Below are 23,109 nucleotides of genomic sequence, written 5' to 3'. Positions count from 1 at the left end.
TCAAAACGGACCGGGCACTCAAGACGGGCCCTGCGGGCGCAGCGGTCACGACGACGCCCCCAGCCGGCTGCGCGCCCACCCGATGAGCCCGCCCGGCAGGTGCCCGGTGGCGGTGGCCAGTGCCCCGACCGCCACCGCCGACATGCCAGGGACCGTGGCGGCGTCCAGGCCGACCAGCACGAACGGGGCCAGCACCGCCCCGGCAGCGCTGTCCACCCCGGTCACCACCACCGTGGCGAACCAGAGCAGCCCCTGCACCGGGTCGAACGTCGCCGCGTCGAACGCACCGCCCGCCAGCGCCAGCAGCACCCCGCCGGCGCCGGCCAGCCCGGCACCGAGGGCGAACACCAGCAGTTTGAGCCGCGGCACCGCCACCCCGGCGGCCCAGGCGCCCGCCTCATGGTCGCGGGTGGCCAGCAGGGCCCGGCCCAGCCGCCCCCGGCGCACGGCCGCCACCAGCAGCGCGCCCACCGCCAGCACCGCCAGCTCGGCACTGTAGAGAGCCCGGTCGCTGCGCAGGAACGACGGTCGGATCGCTGTCAACCCCGCAGTGGCATAGGGCTGTTGGAAGACGAAGCGACTCAGTCCGACGGCCAGTGCGAAGGTCACCAGGGCCAGCACCAGGCCCCGCCGGTGCACCACCGGCCAGCCGATCAGCACCCCGGCGGCGGCCAGCCCGAGCACCGTCACCACCAGCGCCGCCCCGCCCGGCACCTGCCCGGAGGCGAGCTGCGCGGTGCCGAGCGCGCCCAGGCCGGCGAACGCGCCCTGGGCCAGCGAGACCAGCCCGCCGCTCCCGGTGACCAGCACCACCGAGAGCAGCACCAGGGCGATCCCGGGCACGGTCAGCAGCGCGCGCACCCCGCCACCGCGCAGCGCCAGCGGGGTGAGCAGCACCACCGCGCACAGCAGCGGCGTCCACCCGTCCCGATGGCGCCGAGCCCCCGTGCCGGCCAGCAGCGCCCCGCCTCCGACCAGCCCCTGTTCCGCCGCACCCCACGGCACCAGGGCCGCCACCAGCAGGGCCACCGCGAACAGGTTGGACTGCGCGGCGTCCACCACCGCCATCAGCGTGCCGGGCGGGTGCAGCCAGGCCAGCTCCGCCTGCGCGATGCCGAGCGCCAGCCCGGTGGCCACCGCCACCGGCAGGCTGTGGAACCGGGCGGCCACCGCCACGGCCAGGGTCTCCAGCACCAGCAGCGGCAGACCGTACGGGTCGAGCAGCACCAGCGGAGCCAGCAGCACCCCGACCAGGCCCGCCGTCAGCGCCCCGAACGCCCAGCCGATCGCGCCGACCGCCTCGGCGTTCACCCCCGCCAGCTCGGCCAGCACCGGGTCGTCCGCGACCGCCCGGCTGCGCACCCCGAACCGGGTGAACCGGCCCACCGCCCACACCGCGCACGTCACCACCAGCACCGCGCCCAGCTGGGCCACCGTGTCCAGCCGCAGCAGCCGCCCACCCGGCAGCGTGAAGGTGCGCGCCGGGACCAGCGACGGCACGTCGGCCAGCGGCGCGGTGCCCCAGATCGCCGCCACCAGCCCGATCAGCAGCACCAGTACCCCGACGGTCGCCACCACCTGTTCACCGACTCCGGCCGCCCGCCGCCGCAGCGGCCCGAAGACGCCGAATTGCAGCAGCACCCCGAGCCCGGGCGCGACCAGCAGCAGGCAGACGGCCGCCGCGAGCCACAGCGGCCAGCCGCGCACCACGGCCAGCTCGCGCAGCAGGTACGCGATGAACACGGCGATCCCGCCCTGCGCCAGGTTGAGCACCCCGGTCAGCCGGTAGCAGACCACCAGCCCGACCCCGCTGAGTGCCGCCGCGCTCCCGACCGCCACGCCCGCGAGCGCGAAGTCGATCGCCAGTCCGGGTGCGGCCATCAGGGGGAAGTTTCGGGGGAGGGGAGGATGTCGGGCTCGCAGACCGGGCAGGGGGCCAGGCCGCGCTGCCGCACCGCGGCGGCGTCGACCGGTACGGCCTGCTCCTTGCCGGCCACCAGCGGGCAGCCCGGCCGGTGGCAGAGGGTGCCCCCCGGGACGGCGACCAGCCCGCCGCCGAGCACCCCCGGCTCCCCGGCCGCCTCGGGTGCCTGCCACTCGACGGCCGCCGCGGGCCGGTCGGCTGTGCCGCCGGCGGCGGTGTGGACGGCCAGCCAGACCAGGCCGCCGGTGAGCAGGGCCACGCCCGGCGCGGTGGCCGACGCCAGGTAGGGCAGTTGGCGGGCCGTCACGGACTCGCCGGAGACCGCGTACCAGCCGAGGACGCAGAGAGCCCCGCCGACCACGGCGAGCAGCAGGCCGGGGCCCGGCCCGGTGAACAGGCGCTCGGCGGCCGACCGGCCAGGTCCCCGCCGGCCCGGCGAGGAGGCGCCCGCGCCGGGGTCGTCCATCCGTTGCCTCCTGTTGCGTGTGGTTCGCCGATCGGCCTACATGGTCAGTGTTACCCGTGTCGCACGCTGACGCAGTGTCACCACGACCGAGAACCGGTACCACCGGGCGGAGAGAGACCCCATGCGCAAGGACCTCGTGATCAGAGCGGCCGGTGCCGTCCTCGGCGCCGCGCTGCTGGTGACCTCCTGCTCCAGCAGCACCAAGAGCACGACGACGCCGAGCCCCACGCCGAGCCCGACGTCGGCCGGCCTGTCGCCAAGCCCGTCCGCCGGCCCCACCGGGACCGCACCCGCCGACACCGCGGCGGCCACCCAGCAGATCACCCAGAACTGGCAGAGCTTCTTCTCGCCCAGCACCCCGATCACCGCCAAGGCCGGCCTGCTGCAGAACGGCACCCAACTGCTGCCGGTGCTGCAGAGCTTCGCCAACGACCCCCGGGTGGGCCAGATCAGCGCACAGGTGACCAATGTGCAGTTCACCTCGGCGACCATGGCGACCGTCACCTACAACCTCTCGCTCCAGGGGCAGACCGTGCAGCCCAACGCGGCCGGGCAGGCGGTGCTGGAGAACGGCACCTGGAAGGTCTCCGACTCGACGCTGTGCGCCCTGGTCGCCCAGGCCGGTGCCAGCGCGGTGCCCGGTTGCAGCAGCTGACCCGTCGCGCCCGCCTCGCCGCGGCCGTCCTGCTCCTGCTGGTCGGCTGCGGCACCCGGCTGCCCGCCAAGGACTTCGCCGCCCCCACCGGCCCACCGGCCGGCGGCGGCAACACGGCCAGCGACACCGGGGTGACGGCCGGCCAGATCAAGGTCGGGATCATCACCTCCCTCACCAGCCCGCTGGGCGCCGAGGTGCTCTCCGGGCCGCGCTACGGGGCGCTGGCGTTCTTCCAGGCGCTGAACGCCGCCGGCGGGCTGCACGGGCGAACCGTGCAGGTGGTCACCTGCGACGACGGCGGCAGCGGCATCGGCAACCAAACTTGCGTGCACCAACTGATCGACCACGACCAGGTGTTCGCGCTCACCGCGGGCAGCTCGCTGGACTACGCGGGGGCGTCCTATGTGAGCGGCAAAGCGGTGCCGGACGTGGGCGGGCAGCCGATCGGGACACAGTACGACCGCTGGCCGCACCTGTTCGAGATCTACGGCAACAACGCTCCTCGGGACGGGCGCAGCGTCGGCTGGGACGGCACGCTCTACCAGACCACCGAGGTCTACCGGTTCTTCAAGCAGCGACTGAACGCCGACCGCGCCGCCGTGGTCGCCTACAACCAGGCCGAGTCGCTCTCCTACGCGCACCAGATCGAGCAGGGCCTCGCCGCCGAGGGCTACCACGTGCTGACCCGGACGGTGGACCTGGCGCTGCCCGCCTTCCAGGCGGTGGCCACGGCACTGTCGGCCGACCACACCCAGCTGCTCTTCGACGCCATGGACACCCGGGGCAACACCGCGCTCTGCCAGGCCCTGGACACCGCCGGGGTGAAGCTGGCCGCCAAGGTGACCAATGTGCAGAACTGGACCCAGACGGTGGCCCGTGACTACCAGTCGGCGCCCGGCTGCCGCGCCGTGCTGTGGGCGACCTCGTCCAGCCGCAACTACGCGGACACCCAGTACCCGGCCGTGCAGGCCTTCCGCAGCGCCATGCAGCGCTACTACCCGGACCGTCAACCCGTCATGTCGGCATGGGAGTTGGAGGGCTGGGCGGCGGCGCAGTGGCTGACCGACGCGATGGCCTCGTGCGGCGGCGCCCTGACCCGGGCCTGCGTGGAGCGCTTCATGGACCGCGACCAGCCGTATGACGCGCACGGGCTGCTGATCCCCACCGACTTCGTCCGCCAGCCACGTCCCAGCGGTCCGACCCGCGCCTGCCTGGACGTGGCCCGCTGGCAGGACAGCACGCCGGCGGGCGGGCCGGGCTGGGTCACCCAGGTGCCGGACATGGACACCAACTGCTTCGAGGTCCCGCAGCTGCCCTACCAGCCATGACGGCGGACGTCGCCCGAACGGCGGCCAGCTGTTGCCGGGCCGTCGGGCCCCGCGTTGACTGGCTGACATGCTCTCAGCTCGCACTCTGTTCCAGGAGATCCACGCCAACGACGAGGCGTTCGGGCTGTTCTGCTCCATCGCGGCCAAGGGTGAGGACCAGGGCGGATGGGAGAACGGCCGGATCGCCGCACTGGTGGCGGACCAGGAACTCGCCCCCAAGATCGCGCGGCACGGCGCCGACGAGGACAAGCACGGGCGGATCTTCAACGCCCTGCTGCACAAGCGCGGCCTCACCCCCGTCGCGGTGCCCGACGAGACCGACTACACGATGATCCTGGAGCGCCAGGGCATCGGGCTGGCGCACTCCCGGCTGCGCCGCGAGGAGCCGCTGACCGAGGTGGACGTGATCGTCTACCTGGCCCACAGCCGGGTCACCGAGCAGCGCGCCTCCGAGCAGATGCGGCTGCTCTGCAAGGTGTTCGGCAACGACCCGGAGATCGGCCGGGCGGTGCGGATGATCTCCGCCGACGAGGACAACCACCTCGCCTACTGCCACGAGGAACTGCTGCGGCTGGCCGCGGCCGGCCACGGGCGGCGGATCCTCGACACCCTGCGGGAGACCGCCAAGGCGGAGATCCGCACCTATCGCGACGTCAGCCTGGCCGTGACGGCCCACATGGGGGCCATCCTGCGCTGGCCCAAGGCCAAGTCGGCGGTGCTGGCCGCGGGCATCCAGGTGGTCTACCTGTACGAGCTGCTGGGCGGCTGGCAGCGGATGACCACCCTGAAGATGCCGGCCAAGCGCAACGCCCTGGGCGGTCCGGCGACGGCCGACGCCGTCGACTGATGGCCCAGACCGAACCGTCGCGGCCGAGCGGGGCGCTGACCCGGCTCGGCCGCTTCTGCTACGGGCGGCGCCGACTGGTGCTGGTCGCCTGGATGATCGGGCTGGTGGTGCTGCTGGTGGTCGGGTTCGGCTTCAAGGCGCCGGCCGACAATGACTTCACCGGCGGACGATCGGAGTCCGCCCACGCGCAGAACCTGCTCAAACAGCACTTCCCGGAGCGCAAGGGCAGCTCGCTGACCCTGGCGATCCAGGCCCCGGCCGGGCTGAACGATCCCGCGGTGCGCCAGCGGGTGGAGGCGATGGTCGCCACCCTGGAGCACTCGCCGCACATCACCACCGTCGGCTCGCCGTACGACGTCCCCGGTCAGATCTCGCACGACGGCACCGCGGGCTTCGCCACCACCCAGTCGGAGCAGAACCCGATGGACACCGGCGAGGTCAAGCACCTGATCTCGCAGGCCAAGGCGGCGAGCGGGTCGGGTGTCACCTTCGCGCTGGGCGGCGCCGACGTGGTCACCGCGGAGACCCCGTACGGCGGGTCCTCGGACGCGATCGGCGGGCTGGCCGCGATGCTGGTGATCCTGATCGCCTTCGGCTCGCTGCTGGCGATGGGGCTGACCATGCTGGCCGCCCTGTTCGGCATCGGCAGCGGACTGGCGCTCATCTTCCTGCTGGGCCATCCCATTCCGGCGCCCTCGTTCAGTCCGCTGGTGGCCACCCTGCTCGGCCTGGGCGTCGGCATCGACTACGCCCTCTTCATCGTCACCCGCTACCGGGAGGGACTGGCCGAGGGCGACCATCCGGAGCAGGCGGTGGTGGTCGCGACCGCCCGGGCCGGCCGCTCGGTGCTGTACGCGGGCGCCACCGTGGTGATCGCCATGCTCGGCCTCGTCGTGGTGCAGCAGCGCCTGCTGACCGCCACCGCGGTGGCCGCCTCGGTGACGGTGCTGATGACCATGATCACCGCCATCACCCTGCTGCCGGCGCTGCTGGGGTTCGCCGGGCACGGCATCGACCGGTTCAAGCTGCCCTATCTGGGGCGGACCGGATCCCGCAGCCCGATGGCCGAGCGCTGGGCCCGGGTGATCCAGCGGCGACCGGTCACCGGATTGGTGACCGGTGCGACGGTGATGATCCTGCTCGCCGTGCCCGCCCTGTCGATGCGCCTCAGCTTCGAGGACAACAGCACCGAACCGCACGGCACCAGCGGCTACACCGCCCACCAGATCCTCAAGCAGGGCTTCGGGCCGGGCTTCGACGCGCCGTTCGTGGTGGTCGCCGAGCTGCCCTCGCCGGGGGCGGCGGCCGCCGTCGGACCGCTGGTCAGCGCGGTGGCGAGCACGCCCGGAGTGGCGCAGACCGTGCCGCCGGAGCGCAGCGCGGACGGCGCGGCGGAGCTGTTCATCGCGTACCCGACCACCGCGCACCTGGACCCGGCGACGCCCAAGCTGCTGGACCGGCTGCGCGGCCAGGTGATCCCGCCCGCGATCGCCGGCACCGGGCTGGTGACACTGCTGTCGGTGGGAGCCGCGTTCGGCGTGCTGGTGATGATCGTGCAGTGGGGGTGGCTCAACTCGTTCCTCGGCTTCCCGACCACGGCGCCGGTGACCGCCTGGGTGCCGCTGTTCATCTTCCCGATCCTGTTCGGGCTCTCCACCGACTACGAGGTTTTCCTGGTCTCCCGGATCCGCGAGGAGTACGACGCGGGCAACGACACGAGCGAGGCGGTGGCCCGCGGCCTCAGCCGGACCGCCCGGGTGATCACCGCGGCGGCGGCGATCATGGTGACGGTCTTCCTCTCGGTGCTCGCCACCCCGACATCGCGGTCAAGGAGTTCGGGCTCGGCCTGGCGGTCGCGGTCTTCCTGGACGCCACCCTGGTCCGGATGGTGCTGGTGCCGGCGATCATGGAGCTGCTGGGCAAGGTCAACTGGTGGCTGCCGCGCTGGCTCGACCGGATCCTGCCGCAGGTCTGACGGCCGGCCAGGCCGGGCGTCCGATCCACCCACGGCGTCAACGGCGGCTCAGGCCTGACGGCCGGTCAGGCCAGGGGCTCCGGCTCCCGGCGGGCCAGCAGCAGCGCCACGTCGTCCGGCCGGTTCGGGGAGCGGTGGGCGGCGGACAGCAGCCGGTCGGCCAGCAGTTCGAGATCCGTCGGGTCCGCCTCGGCCAGGGTGTCCCGCAACCGCGCGATGCCCGGGTCGACGCCGATGCCGGGCTCCTCCACCAGGCCGTCCGTGTAGAGGGCGAGCACCGAGCCGACCGGCAGCCACACCGGGACGGCCGGGAAGTCGGCCGGCGTGGCCACCCCGAGCAGCGGCCCGCCCGGCAGCTCCAGCACCTCGGTCCGCCCGTCCGGATGCCGCAGCAGCGGCGGCACATGGCCGGCCCGCACCAGCAGGGCCGGCCCGTCCCCCGGGCCCAGTCGCACCAGCAGGCAACTCGCCAGCAGCCCCGGGTCCAGCTCCATCAGCAGCTGGTTGGTGCGCGCCAGCACATCCTGCGGACGGTCCGAACTGCTGGTGAACGCCCGTACCACACTGCGGAGTTGACCCATCGTCGCGGCCGCCGCCACGCTGTGCCCCTCGACGTCCCCGATCACCAGGGTCAGGCCCGGGCCGGTCGTCAGCACGTCGTACCAGTCGCCGCCGATCTCCATGCCGCTGGTGCCGGGCAGATAGCGGGTGGCCACCGCCAACCCGGGGAGCGAGGGCAGCCGGTGCGGCAGCAGCGCGTGCTGCAGACCGCGGGCCAGCGCGAACTCGGTGTCGTAGAGACGGGCCCGCTCCAGCGCCTGGGCGATCAGCCCGCCCAGCGCCGTCAGCACCCCGCGCTCCTCGGCGGTGAACCGGCGGGCCTCCTGGAAACCCAGGATGCAGCTGCCGACCGGACGTCCGGAGGCGATCAGCGGCAGGAAGGCCCAGGCCGCGCGGTCGTCCAGCGGGATCCCCGGATAGGCCGCGGCCAGCTCCTCGGCCGTCTCGAAGAAGATCGGCGAGCCGCTGATCAGGGCGTCCACCCCGGGCAGCCGGGCCCGCAGCTCGGTGCCCTCGAAGCGGTCCAGGAAACCGTCCGGATAGCCGGTCTGCAGCTCCAGGTGCAGCCGGTTCTCCCGCACCACGTAGAGCGCCAGCTGCTGCCCGCCGAACGCCGGCAGGATCTGCTCGGCCACCGTGGCGCAGACCTCGCGCACCGTGACCGCCTGGGTGAGCAGGCTGGCCAGCTGCATCAGGTGGTAGATCGCCCCGGGCTCGGTCGGCACGGCCGGCGGCCGACCCGCCACCGCCACCGGCCGGCCCGGCCCCGCGCTGCGGGCCGGTGCGGCCGCCGGCACCACCGTGCCGGTCACCCCGTGCGCGTCCGGGTAGAGCGAGAAGGCCAGCCAGTGCTCGGGCGGGCGGCAGGCCAGGAACGAGACCGCGGTCTGGGAGAGCATCGCCGCCCGGTAGCGGTCCGGATAGCCGGGATCGGCCAGCCACGGCAGCGCCTCCCACGGCTGACAGCCCAGCAACTCGTCCCGTCCGGCGCCTAGCAGCAGTTCGCCGGCCCGGTTGAGATAGCTGAGCCAGCCGTCCGGATCCAGGGCGAACACCCCCTGCGGCAGCCGCTCCACCGCGCCCGCCGCCGCCGAGCCGACCGCTGGGGACACCGCGCCGACCAGGTGGTCCGGCGCCCCCGTCGCCGGCCAGGCCCACAGCCGCACCTCCCCGGCGCGTCCGTCCGGCTCGGCCGGCGTCAGCCGCAGCCGCATCGCCAGCGGCCCCTGTCGGGGCCCCGGCGTGGCCCACAACGGCCGTACGGCGGCGCGCAGCGCGGCCAGGTCGGCCGGATGCACCCGGTCGGCCAGGTCCGCCCAGGTCGACTCCCGGTCCGGCGGCAGGTGGAGGATGACCCGGGCCGAGTCGTCGGCGTCGAACGCATCGGCGGCCAGATCCCAATCGAAGAGCCCCACCGAGGTCGCGACCCCGGCGGGCTCCGGCAGGTCGACCAGCAGCGGCTCGCCCTCGGCGATCTCCGGTTCCCCCTGCTCGGCCAGCGCGGCCAGGCCCGAGCCGAGACGGTTGGCCAGCGTCCGCAGGTGCCGCCGGGCCGTCGCCGGCACCCCGCGCGTGGCAGTCGGCCAGAGCGCGAACAGCGCCCCGAAGGTCTGCCCGGCACCGATCACCGGCACCGAGACCGAGGCGAACGCGTACGGCAGCCCCATCAGGAGCTCCGGGAACCGCCGCATGGTCTCCTCGGGACCGCCCAGCGTCACCGTGCGGCCGCTGCGGAACGCCGCCGGCACCGGGTGCGCGGCCGGTACGGGCAGCCGGGCGAACCCGCTCAGCAGCGAGGCCGGCACCCCGGCGACCGCGCTGAGCTGCAAGAATCGCCGGTCGGCGGAGGCGAGGTAGAGCAGGCAGCCGTACGCCTCGGTGGAGAGCACGGCCTTGCGCAGGCAACCGGTCACCAGTTCGGCGCGCGAAGGGTCGACGCCGCCCGGGCCTGGCCCGGTGCGCCTCGCCCTCTCACCGCCGACCGGTGTGTCCTGGCGCACCCTCCCTCTCTAACCCGGGGCGCCAGAGGTGTCAACAGCAGAGCCGGGCACCCCCTTCGCCCCTTGGGGTGGGTGCTGACCTGGGCGTTCGTCAGATCCCGTACACCGCACGGCCGATGGCCGCTTGATGCCACAATGATCATTGTGCGGATTGACCTCCTTGGGCCGTTGGCCGTGCAAACCGGCGGCGGCAGATCGATCGAGATCGGCAGTGCCACGCTGCGTGCGCTGCTGGCCCGGCTGGCACTGGTGGCGGGGCAGGCGGTGACCGCCGAGGCACTGGTGGACGACCTGTGGGGCGCCGAGCTGCCCGCCGGGGCGGCCAACGCGCTGCAGCGCCGGGTCTCCCGGCTGCGCCGCGTACTGGCGAGCGCCGGCGAGCCGGACGCGCTGCACCTGGAGGCCGGCGGCTACCGGCTGGCGTTCGAGCCGGACGCGGTGGACGCCCTGCGCTTCCAGCGGCTGGCCGAGCAGGGCCGGGCCGCCCTCGCCGCCGGGCACACCGCGCAGGCGGCCGAGCTGCTGCGCGCCGCCGACCGGCTGTGGCGCGGGGCAGCCGCGCTCACCGGACTGGGTGAGGCGCCGTTCGCCGCCCCCGCCGCCGACCGGCTGGCCGCCACCCGGCTGCTCGCCGCCGAGGACCGCCACGACGCCGAACTGGCGCTCGGCCGGGCCGCCGCCCTGCTCCCCGAGCTGGAGCAGCTGGCCGCCGCGCACCCCTGGCGGGAGCGCCTGCAAGGTCAGCTGATGCGCGCACTGCAGGCGACCGGCCGGCAGGCCGAGGCACTCGCCGTCTACCAGCGGGTACGAACCGAGCTGGCCGAGCAGCTCGGCGTGGAACCGTCCGCCGAACTGGCCGCCGTCCAGCTCGACGTGCTGCGCCGGATCCCGCAGCCCCGACCGGCCGCGACCGCCCCGGCGCCCCGCCCCGCGATACCCGCCGGCAGCAGCAGCTTCGTCGGCCGCGCGGCGGAGCTGCGGCAGGTGTACCGGCTGCTGACCACGGCCCGGCTGGTCACCGTGCTCGGCCCCGGCGGCGCCGGCAAGACCAGGTTCGTCCGGGAACTGCTCGCCCGGCACCCCGAGCAGCCGTTCGGCGAAGCCTGGTTCGTCGACCTGGCCGCAGTCGCCGACCCCGGCTACGTGGCCCAGACCGTCCTGGTCACCGTCGGCCCCCAGGAGCAGCTCCAGCCCGCCCTGGCCGACACCGGCACCGCGTCCGCCGGCGGCATCGCCGAGCGGATCGTCGCCGCCCTGCGCCCCCGGCCCGTGCTGCTGGTGCTCGACAACTGCGAGCACCTGGCCGCGGCCGTCGCGCTGCTGGCCGGGCGGCTGCTGGCCGACTGCCCCGAGCTGCGGATCCTGGCCACCAGTCGGGAGGTGCTGGGGCTCACCGGCGAGCAGCAGTTCCCGCTGCCGCCACTGGGCCTGCCCGCGCCCGGCAGCCCGACCGCCGACGCGCCCGGCTACCCGGCCGTGCGGCTCTTCCTGGACCGGGCCGCCGCCGTCCGGCCCGGCTTCAGCCTCGGCCCCGAATCCGCACCGGCCGTGATCGAGATCTGCCGCCGCCTCGACGGCCTGCCACTGGCCATCGAACTGGCCGCGGCCCGGATCCGGATCCTTGACCCGCAGGAGCTGGCCCGGCGCCTCGACGACCGGTTCCAGCTGCTCGCCAACTCCGACCGCACCGCCCCCGCCCGCCACCAGACGCTGCGCGCGGTGGTCGACTGGAGCTGGTCGATGCTGGAGCAGCCGCAGCGGATGCTGGCCCGCCGCCTCACCGTCTTCGCCGGCGGCGCCACGCTGGAGGACATCGAGCAGCTCTGCGGCACCGGTCCCGAACTGCCGCGCGCCGCGGTGCTCGACACCCTGGCGGCGCTGGTCGACAAGTCGCTGGTGGAGGTCGGCGAGCCGGCCGTGCCCGGCACCGGCACCCGGTACCGGATGCTCGACACCATCCGTGCCTACTGCGCCGAGCGACTGGCCGAGACCGGCGAGACCGAGCAGCTCCAGCGGGCCCACGCGCTGCACTGGACGGCCTTCGCGCAGGCCGCCGAACCGCGGCTGCGCACCGGCGAACAGCTGCCCTGGCTGGCCCGGTTGCGCGCCGAACACCCCAACCTCTTCGCGGCGCTGCGCCGTTCACTGGACGCCGGGCAGCACGGGACCGCGCTGCGGCTGTGCGCCGCGCTGATGTGGCCGTGGCTGGTCCAAGGGGCCCGCTACGACTACCAGTTGGTGGACCGGGTGCTGGCGCTGCCCGGCGCCGGGCTGCCCACCGAGCGCACCGTGATCGCTACGGCGCACGCCCTGGTGCTCTCCTCGGCCTTCGCGGGCGGCGCCCCGGAGCTCGGCCGCCGGGCCGTGGCGCGGGCCCGCGAGCATGCCGACCGGGCGGAGCGCGGGGCGCACCCGGTGCTCGTCTTCCTGGCACCGATCGATGCGCTGCTGGCGCACGACCGGGCCCGGGCCCGGCAGGAGCTGACCGCGGTGATGCCCGAAGCGGAGCCGTGGACAGAGGCGTTGGCGCTCATGCTCCGCGGCCTGGTGCTGGTCGGCGAGAACGAGCTGGACCAAGCGCGGTCGGACGTCGCGCGGGCCCGGGACATCTTCGCGGTGCTCGGTGATCGATGGGGCCGCTACCTGGGCGCCCAGTCGCTGGCGTCCATCATCGGCGAACCGGCCACCGCCGCCGCCTGCTACCGGGAGGCGCTGGCCTGCCTGGCCGAGCTCGGCATGGACCAGCATGTGCCGGTGGTGGTCGCACAGCTCGGCTACGAACTGGTCCGGGCCGGCGAGCCCGCTGCCGCCCAGGCCGAACTGACCAGGGCGCTGGCGCTGGCGGAACACTCCACGGACCAGCTGGCTGCCGTCTGGGCCACCGGAGGCCTGGTCGAACTGGCCAACCGCTCCGGGGACTCCGCCGAGGCGCAGCGTCGCTTCGGGCAGCTGCGCCGGGCCCTGGCACAGGGCGCCGGCGCCGCGCTGCTGCCGGCGATGCTCTCCCGGATCGCCGGTGCGATGCTGCGCCAGGGCGAGGTGGCCGGGGCCCGGGACAACCTGCGGCAGGCCGTGGACCTCACCATGGCCGCCACCGACGCCCCCGACCGGCGGGCCGCCCTGCGGATCCTGGCCGACCGTGCCGGCGCCAACCGGGACTTCGCACTCGCCGCCACGCTGTTCGGCATCGCCGCCGACCCCGACCCGGCAGGGCCGACCGCCGACCTGCGCGGCCACCTGGGCGATGAAGCCTTCGAAGCCGCCTACCACCGCGGAGCCGCCCTCGACCTGGACGCCGTCTCCGCACTCGCCACCCCCGCACCCGAGGCCGCCGCCGCACCCGGGCCTGCCACAGCGCCCGGGCGCGCCGACGAGGCCGCCGCCGGCCCCCTGTCAGCGTCAGGTCAGCGTCCGGTCCGTGGCCGGTCAGCGGACTGAGGGACGCTGGACGATGGCAGCGGGCGGCGGGCAGAATGCGGGTAGGGCGGGGGACCAGGGCAATGCGCTTCGGGCTGTTGGGGCCGATCGAGTTGAGCGATGGCGACGGTCGGTCACACGTCGTCCCGGCGGCCAAGCAGCGGGCGCTGCTGGCCTGCCTGCTGGTGCGGCCGAACCAGCACGTCACCATGGACACCCTGATCGACATGCTCTGGGACGGCGCCGCCCCGCCCAGCGCCAGGGCCGCCGTGCTCAACTACGTGACCAGGCTGCGCAGGCAGCTGGGCCCGGAGCTGGCCGCCCGAGTGCGCACCGAGGCCGGCGGCTACCGGCTGGAGCTGCGCGCCGCCGACGAGGCCGACCATCTTCAGGCGGGCGCGCTGGAGCAGCGGGCGCGCCGTGCGGTGACCGCCGGTGACTGGCCGATGGCGTTGGAACTAGCTGGCCAGGCGATGGAGTTGTGGCGTGGCGAGCCCCTGCAGGACGTGCCCTTCGACCGGCTGCGGGCGGAGCACGTACCGCCGTTGAGCGGGTTGCAGCTGCGCCTGGAGGAGTTGCGGATCGACGCGGCGCTGGGCGCGGCCCGGTTCGACCAGGCGGCGCAGTGGCTGGCCGAGCTGCTCATCCGGCACCCGCTGCGGGAGCCCTTGCAGTTGCGCAAGCTGGTCGCGCTGCACTCCGCCGGGCAGCGGGCCGAGGCGCTGGCCGACTACCACCGGTTCTGCGGGCTGCTGCGTGCGGAGTTGGGCGTCGGACCGTCCCAACCACTACAGACGGCCCATGAGTTGATCCTGCGGGACGCCGCCGCAGGCGCCGTGCTCGAGGTCTGGCGCTCGGCGCAGCGGCTGCCGGCCGGTGCGGCCGGCCCGGTGGCAGCGGCGCGGTTCGAGCCGCCGCCGCGCCAACTGCCCAGGGCGCCGCGGCTGCTGGTCGGCCGGGAGGCGGAGTCCAAGGAGCTGGGCCGGCTGCTGGCCCCCGCCACCGACTGCCAGGTGGCGCTGCTGACCGGACCGGCCGGGGTCGGCAAGACCACCCTGGCGCTGGCCTGGGCGCACCACGCGGCCGACCGGTTCCCGGACGGCCAGCTGTTCGTCGACCTCAAGGGGCATGCCGCGGACGGCCCGGTCGATCCGCGGCGCGCGGTCAGTGTGCTGCTGGACTGCCTGGGGGTGCCGTCGGACCGCCAGCCGGCCACCTTCGAGGGCCGCACGGCGCTCTACCGCAGCACGGTGGCCGGGCGCCGGCTGCTCTTCGTCTTCGACGACGCCCGGGACGCCGAGCAGGTGCGGCCGCTGCTGCCGCCCGGCACCAACTGCCGCACCGTGGTGACCAGCCGGCAGCCGTTGGCGGCGCTGGTGGTGGCGGACGGCGCCGAGCCGCTGCCGCTGGAACGGCTCAGCCCGGACGGGGCCCGGGAGTTGCTGGTGCACCGGCTGGGCGCGGCCCGCACCAGCGGTCAGGAGGCCGCGCTGGCCCGGCTGGTGGAGCGGTGCGGACGGCTGCCGCTGGCACTGGCGGTGGTCGCGGCCGACGCGGCGACCATGCCGCAGCTCTCCTTGGAGGCCCTGGCGGCCGACACCGCGCACCTCAACCGGCTGCTGACGCAGGGCCGGAGTGCCGGTCGGCCGGCCGACGCCGCGCGATAGTGCCGCGATAGGCCCGCGTTGTCGCCCGCCCGTACGGTCACTGCCGGAACTGGAAGGTGGAGTGATGGACGGAACCCGTCGTCTTGTGGTGGGGATCAGCGGCGCGACCGGGTTGGTGTACGGGACGAGAGTGCTGGAACTGGCCCGCAAAGCCGGGCTGGAGACCCATCTGGTGGTCACCCCGGCCGGGCAGCAGACCCGCGCCCACGAGACCGACCTGACGGCCCGTGACCTGGCGGCGATGGCCGACGTGGTGTACCGGCCGGCCGACATCGGCGCCGCGATCGCCTCCGGCTCGTTCCGCACCGCCGGGATGATCGTGGCGCCCTGCTCGATCCGGACCCTGTCGGCGATCGCCCACTCCAACGGGGACAACCTGCTGACCCGGGCCGCGGACGTCACCCTCAAGGAGCGCCGCCGCCTGGTGCTGCTGGTCCGGGAGACCCCGCTGACCCTGGGCCATCTGCGGGCGATGACCGCCGTCACCGAGTGCGGCGGCATCGTGATGCCGCCGGTGCCCGCCTTCTACCTGCGCCCGCGCACGGTCGACGAGATCGTCGAGCACACCGCGGGCCGCGCACTCGACCTGCTCGGTGTGGACGTCCCGGACCTGCCGCGCTGGGGCGAGTAACCGACCTTCAAGCACGACCCTTCAAGCACGACCCTTCAAGCACGACGTTCAAGTACGACCTGTTGTGCACGACTTGTGGTGAGAGGCCGAACCGTTGAAACACCTGAAGAGCCTGCGCGAGTTCATCGAGGAGCTGGCCAAGATCGGCGAAGTCCAGGAGATCGACAAGGAGGTCGACTGGAACCTGGAGATCGGCGCCGTCGCCCGTCGCTCCTATGAACTGCGGGCTCCGGCACCGCTGTTCAACACCATCAAGGGGATCGACAAGGGCTTCCGGGTGCTCTCCGCACCCGCCGGCCTGTCCGCTCAGCCGGGGCTGGCCTACAGCCGGATCGCACTGGCCCTGGGCCTGCCGGCCGACGCCAAGGGCGCCGACATCGTCACGGCGCTGGCCGACGCCCGGCAGCGCGAGCCGATCCCGCCGAAGGTGCTGGCGACCGGCCCCTGCAAGGAGAACATCATGAAGGGCGACGAGGTCGACCTGCTGAAGTTCCCCACCCCGCTGATCCACGACGGCGACGGCGGCCGCTACATCCAGTCCTTCGGCATGAACATCGTCCGCACTCCGGACGGTTCCTGGACCAACTGGTCGATCAACCGGATGATGCTGGTCGACCGCAACCGGCTGGCGTGCCTGATCCCGCCGCCGCAGCACCTGGGCATCATCCGGGCGCTCTGGGAGCGGCAGGGCGAGCCGATGCCGATCGCGGTGGCGCTGGGCGTCGAGCCGGGCCTGCCGTTCGTCGGCGGGATGCCGATCCCGGAGGGCGAGGACGAGTCGCACTTCATGGGCGCCTACTTCGGCGAGCCGCTGGAGATGGTGCAGGCGGAGACCGTCGACCTGCTGGTGCCGGCCACCGCGGAGATCGTGATCGAGGGCTATGTCTCGCTCACCGACACCGTGGAGGAGGGCCCGATGGGGGAGTACCCCGGTTACCTGGACCGGGGCAGCCACTCGCCCAAGCCGGTGCTGCACGTCACCGCCGTGACCCACCGCAATGACCCGATCCTGCCGGTGGCCGTGGCGGGCGCGCCGGTCGAGGAGGACCACACCGGCTGGGGCCTGCCGCACGCCGCCGAGATGATGCACGTGCTGCGCCAGGCCGAACTGCCGGTCTCGGCCTGCTGGGGTGTGCTGGAGTCGGCCTGCCACTGGTGGGTGGTGGCGGTCACTCCGGACTGGCACGAGCGCTCCGGTCTGAGCTCGCAGGAGATGGCCCAGCGGGTCGGCGAAGTGGTGTTCGGCGCCGGCAAGTTGGCCTTCGGCGTGCCCAAGCTGCTGCTGGTCGAGCACGACTTCGACATCGCCGACCCGAACCAGCTGATCTGGGCGTTCGCCAGCCGCTCGCACCCGGAGCACGGCGAGGCGCACTTCCCCAACCAGTCGCAGAACATCATCCCGATCTACCTGGACGAGCACGAGCGGCTCAGCTACCACGCTACCAAGGTGGTCTACAACTGCCTGCTGGCGGACCGCTTCCCGGTCGGCGAGCGCCCGGTGGCCTCGGACTTCGCCCACAACTGGCCGGCTGATCTCCAGCAGTACGTGCTGGACAACTGGCAGTCCTACGGCTACCGCTGACGGTCTGTCGGAAAGGAATACGCAGAGCCATGCCCATGTACTCAGTGGCGTTTCCGGCTGATGGTCTGACGGCTGATCAGAAGCGCGAGATCGCGGGGGCGGTGACCCGGATCCATGCCACGGTGACGGGTGCCCCCGAGTCATTCGTGCACACCTCGTTCGAGGCGTTCGCGGCGGGAGACTACTTCCGGGGTGGACCTCGGCATCGAGAACATCGCCACGTGCTCCACGGGCTACCGGGCGGCGGGGCGCGGTTTGAATCGGCATCGCAAGCGCATGCGCGACCTGCGCGCCAAGCTCCAGAAGAAGGGCACCAAGTCTGCCAAGCGTGTCCTCAAGCGCCTGGCGCGCAAGGAGTCCCGCCGCGCCAAAGACACCAACCACGTTATCTCCAAGCGCATCGTGACCGAGGCTGAACGCACCCGTGCTGGGATCGGACTGGAAGACCTGTCCGGCATTCGGCGCAGGGCACGGCTCCGCAAGCCCCAACGGGTCACCCTGCACTCCTGGGCATTCGCTCAACTCGGCTCGTTCGTTGCTTACAAGGCCAAGGGCGCCGGTGGCCCGATGGTGTTCGTCGACCAGGTACACCAGCCAGGAATGCTCCGAGTGTCATTACATTGACAGGAAGAACCGGCCTGACCAGGCCACCTTCGCATGCCGGTCGTGTGGCGTCGTTGCGCACGCCGACCGGAACGCTTCCCGCAATATCGCCCACCGCGCGGCGATGCTGTGGGACGCGGGGCGGCAGTCATCCGCCCCTGTCTCCGTCTCGCGAGGGCGGAGGCCGGACGTGGGAGCTCACCCGCCAGCCAGTTGGGCGCCACCTGCAAGCTCAGCCCTCTGCGGCTGAGACGTCGACGGCCAGCGGCTACGGCCGCGAGAACGGCCCGGAGGCCTTCGAGAACTACACCCAGTACAAGACGACCTGGCTGAGCCTGGAGTCCTGACCGGGTGTCATGGTGGCTCCCCCGCCGGTCAGGCTGCTTCCCCCGCCGGTTAAGATCACCGCCGACTTCGAACCGAGCGGGGGGAAACCACCATGATCGAACTGTCCGACCGGCCGATGACCTGGGTGTTCGCGGGGGACAGCATCACCCAGGCGGTGCTGCACACCCATGGCGCCCGCGGCTGGGTCGAGCACGTCCACGAGCGGATCCGCTGGCAGCTGGACCGGCTCACCGACATCGTGGTCAACACCGGCGTCTCCGGCTGGCGGGCCCCCGACGTGCTGGCCCACTACGACCACCTGATCGGCCGGTTCGCCCCGGACGTGCTCAGCATCTCGCTGGGCACCAACGACGCCCGGGCCGGCCTGGCCGGGCTGGACGAGTTCAGCACCGCGATGCGGGAGATCATCGCCCGCACCCCCGGCACCCAGCTGGTGCTGCACACCCCGGTGCTGGTCAGCATCGCCGGCCAGGCGGCGCGTGCCGAGCAGCCCGCCTACTGCCAGGCGGTGCGTGAGATCGCCGCCGACACCGGCGCCGTGCTGGTGGACCACGAGGCGTACTGGCGAGCCGAGTTCGGCGCGGACGACCCGATCGGCTGGCTGGACGACCCGGCCCACCCCAACCCGCTCGGTCACCGCCGGATGGCCGACCTCAGCCTGAAGGCGATGGGCCTGGGCGAGCTCGACGAGCTCTGACGCGACGGGAACTGACGCGACGAGCCCTGACCCGACGGGATCTGACTGGACTCGGCGAGCCCTGACCCGACGGGATCTGACTGGACTCGACGAGCGCTGACTCGACGAGCCCCGGCACCACGGGCTCCGAGCGCCCCTCAGCTCCCGCCGGCCCGGACCAGGCCCGACTGGTAGGCGATCACCACCAGTTGGGCCCGGTCCCGGGCGTCCAGCTTGGCCATCGCCCGGTTCACATGGGTCTTCGCGGTGAGCGGAGTGATGAACAGCCGCCCGGCGATGTCGTCATTGGACAGGCCCGCCGCGACCAGGGTGACCACCTCGAGCTCCCGGGCGGTGAGCGAGGAGAGCCGCTCCGGCACCCCGCCCGGCACGGCCGGCTGGGCCAGGAAGCGCCCGATCAGCGCCCGGGTGGCGGCCGGCGAGAGCAGTGCGTCACCGGCCGCCACCACCCGGATCGCGGTCAGCAGCTCCTCCGGGTCGATGCCCTTGCCGAGGAACCCGCCGGCGCCGGCCCGCAGTGCCTCCGCCACGTACTCGTCGTTCTCGAAGGTGGTCAGCACCAGCACCTTCACCGCGGCCAGCACCGGGTCGTCGGTGATCTCCCGGGTGGCGGCCACCCCGTCCAGCTCGGGCATCCGGATGTCCATCAGCACCAGGTCGGGCCGCAGCGCCCGGGTCATGGCCACCGCCTGGCGGCCGGTGCCGGCCTCGCCGACCACCTCCAGGTCGTCGGTGGAGTCGATCAGCAGCCGGAAGGTGCCGCGCAGCAGGGCCTGGTCGTCGGCGAGCAGCACGCGGATGGTCATGGATCAGCCCTTGGGTCGCAGGGGGAGTTCGGCATGCACCCGGAAGCCGCCGCCCGGGCGGGGACCGGCGTGCAGGGTGCCGCCGGCGGAGCGGGCGCGCTCATGCATCCCGATCATGCCGTGGCCGGTTCCGGGCCCGCCACCGCTGCCGTTGCCGTCGTCGGTGACGGTGACGCTCAGCACCGAGGCGCCGGTCTCCAACCGCACCACGGCGGCGCCGGCCTCGGCGTGCTTGTGAGTGTTGGTCAGCGCCTCCTGGATGATCCGATAAGCGGTCAGCTCGGTCAGCTGCGGCAGCTCGCTCTCGGGGCCGGTGCGCTCCAGGCCGACGGTCAACCCGGCGTGCCGGAACGAATCCAGCAGCACCGGCAGGTCGGCCAGGCCGGGCGTCGGCTCGCGCGGCTCCTCGCCGTCGTCCCGCCCGCGCAGCAGGCCCACCGTGGCGCGCAGCTCGTCCAGCGCGGCCCGGCTGGTGTCGCGGATCCGCTCCAGCGCCTGGTAGGCGTGCTCCGGGTCACGGCGCATCAGATGGTGCGCCACCCCGGCCTGCGCGTTGACCAGGGTGATGTGATGGGCCACCACGTCGTGCAGCTCGCGGGCGATCCGGATCCGCTCCTCGGTGACCCGGCGCTGCGCCTCCGCCTCCTTGGTGCGCTCGGCGCGCTCGGCCCGCTCCCGGTAGGAGGCCAGCAGCTCGCGGCGGCTGCGCAGGGCGTCGCCCAGTGCCACCGCGGCCCCGGTCCAACCGAGCACCCCGAGGTTCTCCGCCAACCGGTCCACGCCGGGGCGGAAGGCCAGCCCGGAGACCAGCAGGATCGTCGCAGCGCCGCCGCCGGTGCGCCAGGCGGTCACCCGGTCGGTGGTCACCGCAACCCAGTAGAGTGCGAAGATCACGGAGACTGGTGCGGTGGCGACCGCCGAGGACAGTGCGAAGCCGAGCTCGCAGATCAGCACGGTGGCCGCGGCCACGGGGATCGGCCAGCGGCTGCGGACCAGCAGCGGCACGCAGGAGACCGCCAGCAGCAGCATCGTCACCGACACCGACTTGTGCTGCTGATAGGCGGAGGTCAGCGCGATCGGCACGCCGATCGCCAGGCAGATGAGGGTGGCGATGACGTCGTTCGCCGCCGGCCGCACCCGCAGCCAGCCCCGGAACCGCTCGATCATCGCCACCCCTCCACCTTAGGTGTGCTGGTCAGGGCCGTCCGACCACGGTCAGCTCGGGCGTGCGCACCGGCTCCGGGTCCGGCTCGCCCTCCACCGACACATGCGGCAGCACCCGGTCCAGCCAGCGCGGCAGCCACCAGTTGGCTCGCCCGAACCGGTGCATCAGCGCCGGCACCAGCACCAGGCGCACCAGCAGTACGTCCAGCAGCACCGCCACCGCGAGGCCCAGGCCGAACTCCGCGATCATCCGCTGCCCGCCGAAGATGAAGCTGGCGAACACCGATCCCATGATCACCGCGGCGGCCGTGATCACCAGCCCGGTCTCGCCGTGCCCCACCCGCACCGACCGGTGGTTGTCCCCGGTGCGGTGCCACTCCTCGTGCATCCGGCTGATCAGGAAGACCTGGTAGTCCATCGAGAGGCCGAACAGGATCGCGATGATCATCGTGGGGGCGAACGCCTCCACCGGCCCGGCCGCGCCGGCACCCAGCGCCTCCGATCCCCAGCCCCACTGGAAGACCGCGATGATCGCGCCGAACGCCGCGCCCATGGTCAGCAGGTTCATCACGGCACCGAGCAGCGGCACCAGCAGGCTGCGGAAGGCGATCATCATCAGCAGGCAGCCCAGACCCACGATGATCGCCACGAACAGCGGCAGCTTCCCGGTGAGCACGTCCGCGAAGTCCGCGGACGTCGCGGTCGAACCACCGACCAGCACCTTCAGGTCGGTGCCCTGCTCGGCGGCCGGGATCACGTCGTGGCGCAGGTGGGTGATCAGGTCCGAGGTCTGCGCGGACTGCGGCGAGCTGGTCGGCACCACGCTGATCGGGGTGACCTGCTGGCCCGGCTTGGTCGGCAGCGCCGCCACCCGGGCCACGCCCGGCGTCGACTTCAGCTCGGTGACCAGGTGCTCCACCGCCTGCTGGTCCTGCGGCCCGCCGGTCTGCGCGACCAGCAGCAGCGGCCCGTTGGAGCCCGGCCCGAAGCCCTGCGCCATCAGGTCGTAGGCCTGCCGGGTGGTGCTGGTCTTCGGGTTGTTGCCCGCGTCCGAGCTGCCCAGCCGCAGGGAGAGGACCGGCAGCGCCACCGCGACCAGCAGCGCCAGGGCGACCAGGGCCTTGCCCAGCGGCCGCGCCTCCACCTTCGCGGCCCAGCGGCCGAACGCCCCGGCGCCGGCCTGGTCATGCACCCCGTCCGCCAGCCGGCGGCGCTGACGGCGGCTCAGCACCCGCAGCTTCAGCAGGCCGAGCAGCGCGGGCAGCAGCGTGGTGGCGGCCAGCACGGTCAGCGCCACGGTGACCGCGGCCCCGATCGCCATGCCGTTCAGGAAGCCGATGCCCAGCACCAGCATGCCGAGCAGCGCCACCACCACGGTGGCACCGGCGAACACCACGGCGCGGCCGGAGGTGTTCAGCGCCCGGACCACCGACTCCTCCACGCTCAGGCCCGACATCAGACCCTTGCGGTGCCGGTTGACCACGAAGAGCGCGTAGTCGATGCCGACGCCGAGGCCGACCAGCGAGGCCAGCGTCGGCGCGGTGTCGGCCAGCGACAGGCCGTGGCTGAGCAGACCGATGCTCAGCACGCCGGCGCCGACCCCGGCCGCCCCGGTGAGCACCGGCAGCACGGCGGCCCAGGCGGACCGGAAGATCAGTAGCAGGATGGCCAACGCGGCCAGGACGCCGACCAGTTCACTGGTGCCGCCCATGTTCTGCTCGGTCTTGGCGATCGCCCCGCCGCCCAACTGCACGTCCAGCGACGAGCTGCGGGCCTGCTCGGCGAGCTTGACCACCTGCTCGGCGTCGCCCTTGGCCACGTGCATGGCGTCCTGGTCGAAGACCACCTGGGCGTAGGCGGTGCGGCCGTCCGGGCTCACCTGCGCGGCGCCGTGCGGCGTGTACGGGCTGGACACCGAGGCGACCCCGGGGCTGTGCGCGATCGCGTCCAGCGTCTGCGCCATCCGGTCCTTGACCGCCGGATCGGTCACCGACCCGTCGTTGACGTGCCAGACCACGGTGTCCTGGTCACCCGCGGCCGCCGGCATGTTCGCCTTCAGCAGGTCCATCGCCTTGCTGGACTCGGTGGACGGCAGCGACAGGCTGTTGCTGTACGCGGTGCCCACCTTGCCGGACACCACACCGAGGCCCACCAACAGCCCCAGCCAGAGCAGCACGGTCACGAGCCGGTGCCGATGGCACCAGCGGGCAAGGACGGACATCGAACCTCCTGGATCTCGGAACGATTCCAGACTCCGCGATCGGGGCCGCTGCGTCGTCCGGCACCCGCAGACACCTGGCCTGCTGCGTTCGCGGTACGCGGGCACCGGTCTACTGCGAACGCGGGCCCGGGGAGCTGTCCGGGCCGGGGCCGGGGAGGTGTCCGGGCCGGGGCGGCCGCGCCCGGTGTCGGCGGTGATCGGCAGACTGTGACCATGG

15 protein-coding genes and 2 pseudogenes are annotated in these 23,109 nt (G+C 73.4%); 11 read left to right on the top strand and 6 right to left on the bottom strand.

All coding sequences use genetic code 11. The annotated features are described in order from the left end of the window. Positions 1-45: 45 nt before the first annotated feature. On the bottom strand, positions 46-1,881 hold the full coding sequence (locus E6W39_RS04245) for an ABC transporter permease subunit (RefSeq protein ID WP_141632326.1): 1,836 nt from the start codon (positions 1,879-1,881) through the stop codon (positions 46-48). Next, complete coding sequence (locus E6W39_RS04240) at positions 1,881-2,390, bottom strand: hypothetical protein (protein WP_228717955.1); 510 nt, start codon at positions 2,388-2,390, stop codon at positions 1,881-1,883. Before E6W39_RS04240 ends, E6W39_RS04245 begins: the two co-directional genes overlap by 1 nt. Before the next feature lie 121 nt (positions 2,391-2,511). Between E6W39_RS04240 and E6W39_RS04235 the strand changes: the two genes are divergently transcribed. The 4 genes from E6W39_RS04235 (at position 2,512) to E6W39_RS04220 (ending at position 7,253) form a co-directional block, all read left to right on the top strand. After that, entirely contained in the window at positions 2,512-3,045 is a 534-nt protein-coding gene (locus E6W39_RS04235; protein ID WP_141632325.1) for a hypothetical protein, read from the top strand. Then, the gene (locus tag E6W39_RS04230; RefSeq protein ID WP_141632324.1) at positions 3,033-4,373 is read left to right on the top strand and encodes an ABC transporter substrate-binding protein; all 1,341 of its coding nucleotides are present in this window, start codon (positions 3,033-3,035) and stop codon (positions 4,371-4,373) included. Before E6W39_RS04235 ends, E6W39_RS04230 begins: the two co-directional genes overlap by 13 nt. Before the next feature lie 67 nt (positions 4,374-4,440). Beyond that, a complete protein-coding gene (locus tag E6W39_RS04225) occupies positions 4,441-5,220 on the top strand; it encodes a ferritin-like domain-containing protein (RefSeq protein ID WP_141632323.1) in 780 nt (259 codons plus the stop codon). Continuing rightward, positions 5,220-7,253 carry an MMPL family transporter gene (locus E6W39_RS04220; protein WP_220140158.1) on the top strand — a complete coding sequence of 678 codons (2,034 nt, stop codon included), beginning with the start codon at positions 5,220-5,222 and terminating at the stop codon, positions 7,251-7,253. The genes E6W39_RS04225 and E6W39_RS04220 overlap by 1 nt, the downstream gene beginning before the upstream one ends. A gap of 7 nt (positions 7,254-7,260) precedes the next feature. Here E6W39_RS04220 and E6W39_RS42650 read toward each other — a convergent pair whose 3' ends face one another. Next, the gene (locus tag E6W39_RS42650) at positions 7,261-9,756 is read right to left on the bottom strand and encodes a SpoIIE family protein phosphatase (protein ID WP_141632322.1); all 2,496 of its coding nucleotides are present in this window, start codon (positions 9,754-9,756) and stop codon (positions 7,261-7,263) included. Positions 9,757-9,930: 174 nt separating this feature from the next. Here E6W39_RS42650 and E6W39_RS04210 point away from each other — a divergent pair, with 174 nt between their 5' ends. The 7 genes and pseudogenes from E6W39_RS04210 to E6W39_RS04180 all read left to right on the top strand — a co-directional run bounded on the left by E6W39_RS04210 (position 9,931) and on the right by E6W39_RS04180 (position 18,701). Next, positions 9,931-13,194: an ATP-binding protein gene (locus E6W39_RS04210; protein WP_228718608.1), complete on the top strand. Its 3,264-nt coding sequence runs from the start codon at positions 9,931-9,933 to the stop codon at positions 13,192-13,194. A gap of 62 nt (positions 13,195-13,256) precedes the next feature. Further along, on the top strand, positions 13,257-14,840 hold the full coding sequence (locus tag E6W39_RS04205; RefSeq protein ID WP_181799091.1) for an AfsR/SARP family transcriptional regulator: 1,584 nt from the start codon (positions 13,257-13,259) through the stop codon (positions 14,838-14,840). Between the two features lie 64 nt (positions 14,841-14,904). After that, entirely contained in the window at positions 14,905-15,471 is a 567-nt protein-coding gene (locus E6W39_RS04200) for a UbiX family flavin prenyltransferase (protein WP_141632319.1), read from the top strand. Between the two features lie 94 nt (positions 15,472-15,565). Continuing rightward, on the top strand, positions 15,566-17,053 hold the full coding sequence (locus tag E6W39_RS04195) for a UbiD family decarboxylase (protein ID WP_141632318.1): 1,488 nt from the start codon (positions 15,566-15,568) through the stop codon (positions 17,051-17,053). Between the two features lie 29 nt (positions 17,054-17,082). Then, a pseudogene (locus E6W39_RS43965) lies at positions 17,083-17,205 on the top strand (tautomerase family protein); the annotation flags it as partial. A gap of 37 nt (positions 17,206-17,242) precedes the next feature. After that, positions 17,243-17,906 (top strand): annotated as a pseudogene (locus tag E6W39_RS04185) (RNA-guided endonuclease InsQ/TnpB family protein); the annotation flags it as partial. A 189-nt stretch (positions 17,907-18,095) separates the two neighbouring features. Further along, positions 18,096-18,701 carry an SGNH/GDSL hydrolase family protein gene (locus tag E6W39_RS04180; RefSeq protein ID WP_141632317.1) on the top strand — a complete coding sequence of 202 codons (606 nt, stop codon included), beginning with the start codon at positions 18,096-18,098 and terminating at the stop codon, positions 18,699-18,701. Positions 18,702-18,838: 137 nt separating this feature from the next. Here E6W39_RS04180 and E6W39_RS04175 read toward each other — a convergent pair whose 3' ends face one another. The 3 genes from E6W39_RS04175 to E6W39_RS04165 are packed head-to-tail and all read right to left on the bottom strand — an operon-like array spanning position 18,839 to position 22,892. Further along, positions 18,839-19,507, bottom strand: a complete 669-nt coding sequence (locus tag E6W39_RS04175; RefSeq protein WP_141632316.1) for a response regulator — start codon at positions 19,505-19,507, stop codon at positions 18,839-18,841. 3 nt (positions 19,508-19,510) lie between these two features. Then, the gene (locus E6W39_RS04170; protein WP_181799670.1) at positions 19,511-20,674 is read right to left on the bottom strand and encodes a sensor histidine kinase; all 1,164 of its coding nucleotides are present in this window, start codon (positions 20,672-20,674) and stop codon (positions 19,511-19,513) included. 28 nt (positions 20,675-20,702) lie between these two features. Further along, positions 20,703-22,892, bottom strand: coding sequence for an MMPL family transporter (locus tag E6W39_RS04165; protein ID WP_141632314.1), 2,190 nt, complete (start codon positions 22,890-22,892; stop codon positions 20,703-20,705). Positions 22,893-23,109 lie beyond the last annotated feature (217 nt).

It is taken from the genome of Kitasatospora acidiphila, from assembly GCF_006636205.1.
GTDB lineage: Bacteria > Actinomycetota > Actinomycetes > Streptomycetales > Streptomycetaceae > Kitasatospora > Kitasatospora acidiphila.
The sequence above is the reverse complement of the archived record's forward strand: the minus strand, read 5'-3'. Positions and strand labels throughout refer to the sequence as shown.